The 8,974-nt window shown below is 63.9% G+C and carries 9 protein-coding genes; 6 read left to right on the top strand and 3 right to left on the bottom strand.

Translation table 11 applies throughout. The annotated features are described in order from the left end of the window. The first annotated feature begins 431 nt into the window (after positions 1–431). The 4 genes from DIE08_RS21270 (at position 432) to DIE08_RS21255 (ending at position 4,232) form a co-directional block, all read left to right on the top strand. On the top strand, positions 432–1,649 hold the full coding sequence (locus DIE08_RS21270; RefSeq protein WP_059533163.1) for a DUF2863 family protein: 1,218 nt from the start codon (positions 432–434) through the stop codon (positions 1,647–1,649). Between the two features lie 209 nt (positions 1,650–1,858). After that, positions 1,859–2,695: a response regulator transcription factor gene (locus tag DIE08_RS21265; protein WP_059600450.1), complete on the top strand. Its 837-nt coding sequence runs from the start codon at positions 1,859–1,861 to the stop codon at positions 2,693–2,695. Positions 2,696–2,770: 75 nt separating this feature from the next. After that, positions 2,771–3,445, top strand: coding sequence for an energy-coupling factor ABC transporter permease (locus DIE08_RS21260; RefSeq protein ID WP_059600449.1), 675 nt, complete (start codon positions 2,771–2,773; stop codon positions 3,443–3,445). A gap of 136 nt (positions 3,446–3,581) precedes the next feature. Then, complete coding sequence (locus tag DIE08_RS21255; protein ID WP_124903421.1) at positions 3,582–4,232, top strand: BspC domain-containing protein; 651 nt, start codon at positions 3,582–3,584, stop codon at positions 4,230–4,232. Positions 4,233–4,314: 82 nt separating this feature from the next. Here the strand turns inward: DIE08_RS21255 and DIE08_RS21250 are convergent, their stop codons facing one another. Together DIE08_RS21250 and yaaA are read right to left on the bottom strand one after the other, a co-directional pair. Further along, positions 4,315–5,469 (bottom strand): M14-type cytosolic carboxypeptidase, encoded by a 1,155-nt coding sequence (locus DIE08_RS21250; RefSeq protein WP_124903419.1) that lies wholly within the window; start codon positions 5,467–5,469, stop codon positions 4,315–4,317. Positions 5,470–5,557: 88 nt separating this feature from the next. Then, positions 5,558–6,340, bottom strand: coding sequence for a peroxide stress protein YaaA (yaaA, locus tag DIE08_RS21245; RefSeq protein WP_124903417.1), 783 nt, complete (start codon positions 6,338–6,340; stop codon positions 5,558–5,560). A 57-nt stretch (positions 6,341–6,397) separates the two neighbouring features. Between yaaA and DIE08_RS21240 the strand changes: the two genes are divergently transcribed. Further along, positions 6,398–6,895 carry a putative toxin-antitoxin system toxin component, PIN family gene (locus DIE08_RS21240; protein WP_124903415.1) on the top strand — a complete coding sequence of 166 codons (498 nt, stop codon included), beginning with the start codon at positions 6,398–6,400 and terminating at the stop codon, positions 6,893–6,895. 33 nt (positions 6,896–6,928) lie between these two features. After that, positions 6,929–8,101: a pyridoxal phosphate-dependent aminotransferase gene (locus DIE08_RS21235; protein ID WP_124903413.1), complete on the top strand. Its 1,173-nt coding sequence runs from the start codon at positions 6,929–6,931 to the stop codon at positions 8,099–8,101. A 49-nt stretch (positions 8,102–8,150) separates the two neighbouring features. On the opposite strand, the gene DIE08_RS21230 is transcribed toward DIE08_RS21235, so the two are convergent. Next, positions 8,151–8,807, bottom strand: coding sequence for a glutathione S-transferase (locus DIE08_RS21230; protein WP_059600443.1), 657 nt, complete (start codon positions 8,805–8,807; stop codon positions 8,151–8,153). Positions 8,808–8,974: the final 167 nt, after the last annotated feature.

Here is an 8,974-nt window from a genome sequence, read left to right as displayed (position 1 = left end):
AGCTCGCTTCCATCAAGCGCCCACACTTATCGGCTGTTAATTTTTAAAGAGCATTTCTGCGAGAAACCTGAAGTTTCCCAGCAGCGCTGCGTTTTCAGCAGCAGAGAAGCGAGATTATGAACCGTGTTTTTCAGTCAGTCAACAACTTTTTGAACTGCTTCGTTGCGGCGACTGGGTTCAACTTCATGTGCGCCGGGGCTCTACAACCAACCCTCCATCGCACCGCTTCCCTTCTTCCTCCGCGCCGCGTTTCCGTTAGCGCGAAAGAGGCGTGATTCTAAGCAGCTCCCGGCAATCGCGCAAGGGTTTGATGGATTTTTCTTCATCCCCGCCGATTCGGCCTTCCGGCCATGCCGGAGCACGAGACCGCTTATGGTGCAAAGAACGGACTAGAATGTGAGGTTCTTCGCCCCTTTCTATACGTATTTAATATGCGCCAGCGAATCGCCAAACGCCTCCCCCCCGACGCCGACAAACTGGTCGGCCTGTCGCTTGCGCTCTTCGCCTCGGGCAGCCGCATCGAGGATCGCTTCTGGGAAGCGAAGCTCGATGCGCTACTCGCCAAGATCGTTCGCAACGGCAACCAGACCACGCTCGACGCGGCACTCGACCATCTGCAGCAGAACCACCCTGACGCCTATGGCGCGCTCGCCGACATGGCCGAGACGCATAGTGAATCGATGGTGATCGAGCACGACGGCCAGCCGTACGATGCGCTGCTGGTCGCCGTTCCCGTTCTTGCCTGGACGCGCTATATGATCCCGTCGGGCCCGCTGAAAGGCGACGTCGCCGACGCATTGCGCACGCACCTTCAGGCGCACGTGCTCGCTACCGGCACGCTGGTCGGGCTGGCCCCGTTCCTCTACAGCATCGACCAATTGCCGCGCCACCACGTCGAGACCTACCGGCTCGCCCAGCAACTCGCGCACGCGGCGCTCGGCCAGCATGCAGCCAAGCTCAGCTTCGGCGACCTGCCCGAAACCTCGCCGATCCTGGCTGACCCGCGCTTCCTCCTCGCCGTCGTCGCCGCTCCAGCCGGCGCACCGCTGTTCCGCTGGCAGGAAGAAGAGCACGGCAATCGGATCGAACGCGGTCAGTGTCTCGAGCAATGGACCGCGCAGGGTGGTCCGAACCTGTCGATTGCCCTCCCCGGCTGCGAGTTCGAATGCCTGCTCCCGGACGCATACTATTCGGCCTGCCGTGATGCGGACGAGCGCATCCGTCCGCACACGGTCCGAACGGCTATACGTTATCTTTTCGACACACTTGGTACGGCACCGCAAGAGCTGCGCGCCGTGGTCGCGGGCTTCGGCGAGCGCCGGATCGACGAGTATCGCGTCGGCTTCACGCGACGCGCCAGCAACGACGTGATCTATGGCGTCGTGTGGCCGCTCTACGGCCGCGAAAACGGCGACGTGTCGATCGACAGCGCGACGCTCGAAGGCGAAGCACCGATCGAAGGGCCGCTTGAGGAGATCGTAAGTCTGCTGAAGGAATGCGGCGTGACCGACGTCCGCCGGCACGCGGGCCGCTTCGAGCCTGAATACTGCGACGACTGCGGCGTGCCGCTCTATGCGGATCCGCTCGGCGAGATCGTCCACGCGGAAATGCCAGAAGACGCGTCGCCCGCCCAACCGCACTTTCACTGATCGTGCATCGCAGGCCCGCAGCGCCTGCCCGACGAAGCCGCTCCCGGTTCCAGCCGGAGCGGCTTTTTTCTCGTCCGCATTTCCCTCACTCGAAATTTCAGACTTCTCCTAAGCCTTTCAGCCAAGCAGACTTCGTGTAAGGTTTTTGTCATTATCGGATCCAACGCATGCCAACGGCAGCTCAATGACTCACCTTACGGAGGTTGAATATGCGGTTCCTGGTGCTGAACTCAGACGCCGAACGGCGTGACGGACTGAAGGCCCTGCTGCGGCAGATCGACCGTCACGCCAGTATCAACGATGCGCCCGATGGCTTCCAGGCGCGCCGGCTGCTGCGCACCCAGCGCTTCGACCTCGTTGCCATCGACTGGCTGGACGTCGGCCGCCTCTGCGAACTCCAGGCGCTCTGCAGCGCCTGTTCGCCGACACCCGCCGCGGTACTGATCGACGAATCCACGCCGGAAGCCATCCAGCGCTTCTACAACTATGGCGTCGCAGGTGTGATCCCGCACTCCACGCGGCCGCACCTGATCGTGCGGGCACTCGAAATGGTTCTGCTGGGCGGCCATTACATCCCGCCCATCGCACTCAGCCTGCTGCCCTCCACTGCCGCAGTACGCCACGACGCCCATTTCCAGACGCTCGCAGGATCGCTGCCGCGTCGCCCGCCAAGCGGCCTCCTCTCGCCGAGACAGGCGCAGATCATGCGCTTCGTCCATATGGGCAGCACCAACAAGATGATCGCTCGCACGCTCGGCATCAGCGAAGGTACCGTGAAGATCCACCTCGCAAGCATCTTCCAGCAGCTGGGCGCGGCAAACCGCGCCGCCGCAGTCGCGATCTACAACGGGTGGCTGTCGCCGCATCTCGAGGTATTGCTGGCGAACCGTGATCGTGCAAGCAAGCCCGTCATCGGCGAACGCGGCCCGGTTCCGCTGCGCAAGCAACGGAACGACCGTCCATACCCGCTGCCCGCCGCGAACACCGACACCCGGGACCTGCCGCTCGCGGCCGAACCGCCAGCGCGGTTTCGGCGCGAGCGCTGATCGGACAGTATCGATATTGCGACGGTCGACATGTGCGGATTCCCACCTTTGATGCTCAACGAGTAATATGGACGCATGGGTTTTCTTTTCACACCGCTTCCGCTCTGGGTTGGCATCGGTGGCTGGATCGCCGCCGTGGCGCTGCTCGCGCTCGCGCTCTGGAATCGTCCCTTCGTCCGTCTCCAGGACGCAACGCTCCAGCACGTGTGGCTCGCGCTCGTCACCGCGATCACGGTGCTCTGGGCCTCGAACGCGTGGCTCGAAGACGGCATCGTCATGCACCTGCTCGGCGCGACGCTGCTCGTCACGCTGTTCGACTGGACGCTTGCGCTGATCGCGATGGGCGCCGTCACTGCCGTCGCCGCTATCGTCTTCGACGCGCCGTGGCAAGGCGTCGGCGTCACCTATCTGATCTACGGCGCGCTGCCGGTCGCCGTGTCCGCATTGCTGCAACGCGCCGCGATCGCGCGGCTCCCGCACAATCTCGCGTCGTTCATCACCTGCCAGGGATTCCTGTCACCGGCCATCGCGATCGTCACCGTCGCCGCGGCTGCGGCCGGTGTCCGGCTCGTTCTCGCGGACGGCGTGCCCGTCGTCATTCCCGCAGGCTATCTGCTGAACACCGCGCTGCTCGCGCTCGGCGAAGCGTGGTTCACCGGCATGGCCACCGCACTCATCGCCGTCTATCGTCCGGCGTGGGTCACGACGTTCGACGTTCGGCGCTATCGCCTCGGCGGCCCGCGCGCCTGAACACGCCGGTCCCGGTGCGATCGGTGCGCGTGACGATCCGCTTCCGCAGCGCGGGAGAGCGCGACATCTACTGCCGCACGACTTTTTTACGCTAAGATTGAACTCCTGTTCTTCATCGGGCATCTATACGTGCCCGATGTCTCATTCGCTCCTCACCAATAACCAGATGGACAGCTCACCTGCCTCGCTCCGGATCTTCCGGGCGTTCGGCAAGCTGGCAGCCTGTGTCGCGGGCCTGTCGCTTGCGCTTCCGGCACCGGTATTCGCCGACCTCCTCGATCAGCGCTCCGAACTGATCAACAAATTCGTCAATGAGATGCATGCGGATCCGATCGTCGCCGATTGTGCGGCGCACGGCAGCTTCATCGCCAGCACATCGACGGCCTTCGACCGCGTCGACTTCGCGCCGAACGCGTTCGAAAATGGCAACGCGACGATCACGCCGTGGAACGATTCGTTCGATCAGGGCAAGCAGCGCGTGAAGGTCGACAACATCGTCACCGTGGACGGCCTCGGCGTCCACAGCGACGGCAGCGACCCGACACCGCTGAAATTCCGCTGCGGCTATGTCGGACAACAAATGCTGGCGTTCAGCTGGAACGATCCGGTGCCACCACTGAAGCCGCGTGTCGAGCGCCCGTCGTCGTCGACGAAGAAGTTCAAGGGCAAGTCGCACCGCGGCAAGGCCAAGACATCCGGCCGCACCGGCAAGAAGGCCGTTGCAACGCAAAAATCAAGCGGCCAGAAGAAAGCCGTGAAGAAGAAAACCGCGAAGAAGAAGTCCTGATCCGACGGAGCGGCAACGACAGAAGCAAAAAAGCCGGCGCATCGTGCGATGCGCCGGCTTTTTCATATCGACGAAGGTACGCTTACGCGAACGTCTCGACGTGCACCAGGATTGCCGCCAGCATCGCCGCGCCGAGCGCGGCGCTCCGCTCGCCGTTCCAGCCGACCCGCTCGTCCGGAAGGTTCGCATTGTCCTTGAACGGCATCTCGAGCGTCAAAGACAGGCAGCCGAACTGATGGCCGATGTACTTCGACGCGAGCTTGAGCGCGTCTTCCTTGTACTTGCTCGCCGCATAACCGTGCTCGGTCTGGAAATCCGGGCTCGCGACCTTGAACGCATCGATGAATGCGGTCTGCTCCTTGCCCTGCTGCTCCGTGAAGCTCGGCAGCATTTCCGAACCCGCGACGAACACGTACGGCAGATCCTCGTCACCGTGAATGTCGAAGAACATGTCGCAGCCGATCGAATGGATCGCATCGCGCACAGCCAGCACTTCGGGGCTGCGCTCGGTATCGGGCGCCATCCACTCGCGGTTCAGGTTCGCACCCGCCGCGTTGGTGCGCAGGTTGCCGTGCACGCTGCCGTCCGGATTCATGTTCGGGACGATGTAGAACGTCGCGCGGTCGTATAGATTGCGCGCCACCGGATCGCCCGCCCAGTCGCCCCACCCGGCCAGTCGCTTGACGAGCCCTTCGACGAACCACTCGGCCATCGTCTCACCCGGGTGCTGGCGCGCGATGATCCATACCTTCTTCTTCGGTGCGCCGTCGACCTCCGGCGTACCGAGCGTCAGCAGCGACATCGGACGGCCTTCGACCGTTCGGCCGAGCTCGACGACGCTCGCCTGCGGCAATTGCTGGACCGCCCCAAGGAACGCTGCATGACGCTCCTCCGAGTACGGCTCGAAATACGCGTAGTAGATGCTGTCGAACTCGGGCGTATGGTCGATGGTCATCGTCTTGCCGTCGAACGTCGTCGGCACGCGGAACCAGTCGACCCGGTCGTAGCTCGCGACCGCACTGTAGTTACGCCATCCCGACGGATACGCGCATTCGGCCGCATTCTCGAAAGACATCACGCACCGCGTACCGCGTGCGCCCGTCAAGCGGAAGTAGAACCATTGCGCGAATTCCGAGCGGTTGTCGCCGCGTACGCGCAGCCGGATCGCGTCGGGGCTGTCGCACGACACGACGTCGATGGCGCCCGCGTCGAAATTGCTGGTGATCGAAAGGGTCATCTATCTCTCCAGTGTCGACCGGAACCGGCAGTTTGCCGCGGGTCCGGCCTCATGCATGCGCCGGCCGTCTCGTGAACGGCCGGCTTGGTCATTCGCCGATTCGCCGGCGATATACGTAAGTCGAATCATTCGACGCAGCGGCATCGAACGCGTAGTCTTCCACCGCGAAATCCTTCAGCGCCGCCGGTTCGGCGATGCGGTTCTCGACGATGTAGCGCGCCATCAAGCCACGGGCGCGCTTCGCATGGAAGCTGATGATCTTGTAGCGGCCGCCCTTCCAGTCCTCGAACACCGGCGTGACGATCGGCGCGGCCAGCAGTTTCGGCTTGACCGACTTGAAGTACTCGGTCGACGCGCAGTTGATCAGCACGCGCGCCGCGCCGCTGCGCGTCTCGAGCTGCTCGTTCAGCGCCCGCGTGATCCGGTCGCCCCAGAACGCATACAGATCCTTGCCGCGCGCGTTCGCGAATCGGGTACCCATCTCGAGCCGGTACGGCTGCAGCAGGTCGAGCGGACGCAGCAGCCCGTACAGGCCCGACAGCACGCGCACGTGCTGCTGCGCGTAGTCGAGATCGGCGGCCGACAACGATTTGGCATCGAACGCTTCGTACACGTCGCCGTTGAACGCGAGCACCGCCTGCTTCGCGTTGGCCGTCGTGAAGGTCGGCGACCAGTCCGCATAGCGCTGGAAGTTCAGCCGCGCGAGCGGGTCGGAGATGTCCATCAGCGTCGAGATGTCCTGCGGCGACAACTTGCGCAGGCCGTCGATCAGTTCCGACGCATCGTCGACGAATGCAGGCTTCGTGTAAGACGGGACGTGGGCGGGCGTATCGTAGTCGAGGGATTTGGCTGGGGAGAGAACGATTATCATAGAGGCTCGCTGGCACGCCGTGCCTTGCGGTCAGACGAAAACCACCGATTGTAACGAATGACCCGCTCCATCGCCCCGCATGCCGCACATCGCGTCGTGCTCGACTCGAACGTCTGGATCGACATACTCGTATTCGACGACCCTGCCACACGCCCGATCCGGGCTGCGCTCGAACGCGGCACGCTGGCCGCCGTAATCGACGGCCGCTGCCTGAACGAACTCGTGCTCGTGCTCGATTATCCGCAGTTTCAGGCGCGCGCGATCGACAAGGCCGAAGCGCTCGCGACCGTCGCGCGCCTGACGAGCCTCGTCGAGCCACCGCCCGTCGACGCCGGTGCGCCCCCCCTGCCAAAGTGCAAGGACCGCGACGACCAGAAATTCCTCGAGCTTGCGCGCGCCGCGCAGGCGGACTGGCTCGTATCGAAGGACCGTGCGCTGCTCAAGCTCGCGAAGCGCACCGCGCGCGATTTCGGCTTCCGGATCGCGCAGCCCGCGCCGTTTACCGAAGCCTGCGCGCTCGATGCCGCGTTGGCCACCACTACCACGCCGGCCTGAAGGGCCCGGCACCACCCGCTTACGACCGTATCGATGAACGCTCCTTCCGACATGCCCACGACTCCCGTTTTCCCCTCGCGCCTGCCGAACGTCGGCACGACGATCTTCACGGTCATGAGCGCGCTCGCCGCCGAGAAAGGCGCCGTGAACCTCGGCCAGGGCTTCCCGGATTTCGACTGCGACCCGCGCATCGTCGACGCGGTCGCGACCGCGATGCGCAACGGTCACAACCAGTATCCGCCGATGGCCGGCGTCGCGCCGTTGCGCGACGCGATCGCCGGCAAGATCGCGCAGGTCTACGGCCGGCTCTACGATCCCGCCACCGAGATCACGGTCACGGCCGGCGCGACGCAGGCCCTGCTGACGGCGATCCTGTGCGCGGTCCATCCGGGTGACGAGGTGATCGTCGTCGAACCGACCTACGACAGCTATCTGCCGTCGATCGAGCTCGCCGGCGGCAAGCCCGTGTTCGTCACGCTGGAAGCGCCAGACTATGCGATTCCGTTCGATCGCCTGGCCGCCGCGATCACGCCGAAAACGCGAATGATCATGATCAACACGCCGCACAATCCGACCGGCACGGTGTGGCGCGAGGCCGACATGCGCAAGCTCGAGGAGATCGTGCGCGGCACCAACGTGCTGATCCTGTCGGATGAAGTGTACGAACACATGGTCTACGACGGCGCGCGCCATGAAAGCGTCGCACGCTACCCGGAACTGGCCGCGCGCAGCTTCATCGTGTCGAGCTTCGGGAAGACCTACCATGTGACGGGCTGGAAGGTTGGCTACGTCGCGGCGCCTGCCGCGCTGACCGCGGAGTTCCGCAAGGTCCATCAGTTCAACGTGTTCACGGTGAACACACCGATGCAGGTCGGGCTCGCCGACTACCTGCGCGATCCGGCACCGTACCTGACACTGCCCGACTTCTACCAGAAGAAGCGCGACTTCTTCCGCGCCGGCCTCGAGCGCACGCGCTTCAAGCTGCTGCCATGCCCCGGCACGTACTTCCAGTGCGTCGACTATTCGGCGATCAGCGACCTGCCCGAAGCGGAATTCTCGAAGTGGCTCACGTCGGAGATCGGCGTGGCGGCGATTCCTGTGTCGGCGTTCTATCACGAACCGCGCGAATCGGGCGTCGTGCGCTTCTGCTTCGCGAAACAGGAAAGCACGCTGGCATCCGCACTCGAACGGCTCGCACGCCTGTAAGGCCTGCATGGGCGGCCGGGCGCGGTACGACACCGCGCCCACGCCGCGCTTACGAACGCGCAGCGCTCGTCGCCTCGACGTAGGCCTTGCGATCAGCCGCCACGCGCTGCGCGGCCGGCCGCTCACCGACCAGCTTCGCGTGCGCCTTCCAGTCAATGCCGGCATCAAGCAGGAAATCGCGACCGAAGATGGCCTTCGTCGCCATGCCGATCACCGGCAGATGAATCGTCGCGGCAATGTCCGCAAGACTGAACGTGTCGCCGAGCACGTAGGGCGAGAACTGCGTCATCCGCTTGAACGCATCGATCGAGCGCGGCAGGCGCTTCTCGACGTGCGCCTTCGTCCCGTCGCTGACCTTGCCGCCGAAAAACGCTTCCGTATAGACCTCGCGCGTGGTCCATTCGAGATACAGCTCGAGCGTCTCGACGAGTTCACGCACCTTCGCGGCCGCGAACGGGCCGGCCGGGAAAATGGCCTTGTCGGGATAACGCGCCGCCAGATATTCGATGATCACCTGCGATTCGAACAGCGCGCCCTCTTCCGTCTTCAAGAACGGAATCTTGCCGAGCGGCGAATCGGCGAGCAGTGCCGGATCGCTGATCGGCAGGCTGCATGCCATTTCCTCGAACGGGATGTCATGTTCGAGCAGGACGAACTTCACCTTGTTGTAATAGTTGGACAACGGAATACCGCACAGCTGTAGCATCGGGGTCTCCTTCGTTGCTGAAGCGCGGCCGCGGCGATGCCGGCGGCATCGGGATGCGTCGCGCTGAAAAGCACGTTCGTGCTAGTCTAAAGCAGTTTCGCGTCTGTCACGACAACAACGCATCCGCTGCGGCAGCACCCTCACGGGTATGCGCATGCGCCCGCGTA

This window comes from Burkholderia sp. Bp9004 (genome assembly GCF_003858025.1).
Taxonomy (GTDB): domain Bacteria; phylum Pseudomonadota; class Gammaproteobacteria; order Burkholderiales; family Burkholderiaceae; genus Burkholderia; species Burkholderia diffusa.
The sequence above is the reverse complement of the archived record's forward strand: the minus strand, read 5'-3'. Positions and strand labels throughout refer to the sequence as shown.

Coding starts and splice junctions, on each gene's coding strand:
- DIE08_RS21270 (WP_059533163.1), top strand. CDS start 432: ATGCGCCAGCGAATCGCCAAACGCCTCCCCCCCGACGCCGACAAACTG.
- DIE08_RS21265 (WP_059600450.1), top strand. CDS start 1,859: ATGCGGTTCCTGGTGCTGAACTCAGACGCCGAACGGCGTGACGGACTG.
- DIE08_RS21260 (WP_059600449.1), top strand. CDS start 2,771: ATGGGTTTTCTTTTCACACCGCTTCCGCTCTGGGTTGGCATCGGTGGC.
- DIE08_RS21255 (WP_124903421.1), top strand. CDS start 3,582: ATGTCTCATTCGCTCCTCACCAATAACCAGATGGACAGCTCACCTGCC.
- DIE08_RS21250 (WP_124903419.1), bottom strand. CDS start 5,469: ATGACCCTTTCGATCACCAGCAATTTCGACGCGGGCGCCATCGACGTC.
- yaaA (WP_124903417.1), bottom strand. CDS start 6,340: ATGATAATCGTTCTCTCCCCAGCCAAATCCCTCGACTACGATACGCCC.
- DIE08_RS21240 (WP_124903415.1), top strand. CDS start 6,398: ATGACCCGCTCCATCGCCCCGCATGCCGCACATCGCGTCGTGCTCGAC.
- DIE08_RS21235 (WP_124903413.1), top strand. CDS start 6,929: ATGAACGCTCCTTCCGACATGCCCACGACTCCCGTTTTCCCCTCGCGC.
- DIE08_RS21230 (WP_059600443.1), bottom strand. CDS start 8,807: ATGCTACAGCTGTGCGGTATTCCGTTGTCCAACTATTACAACAAGGTG.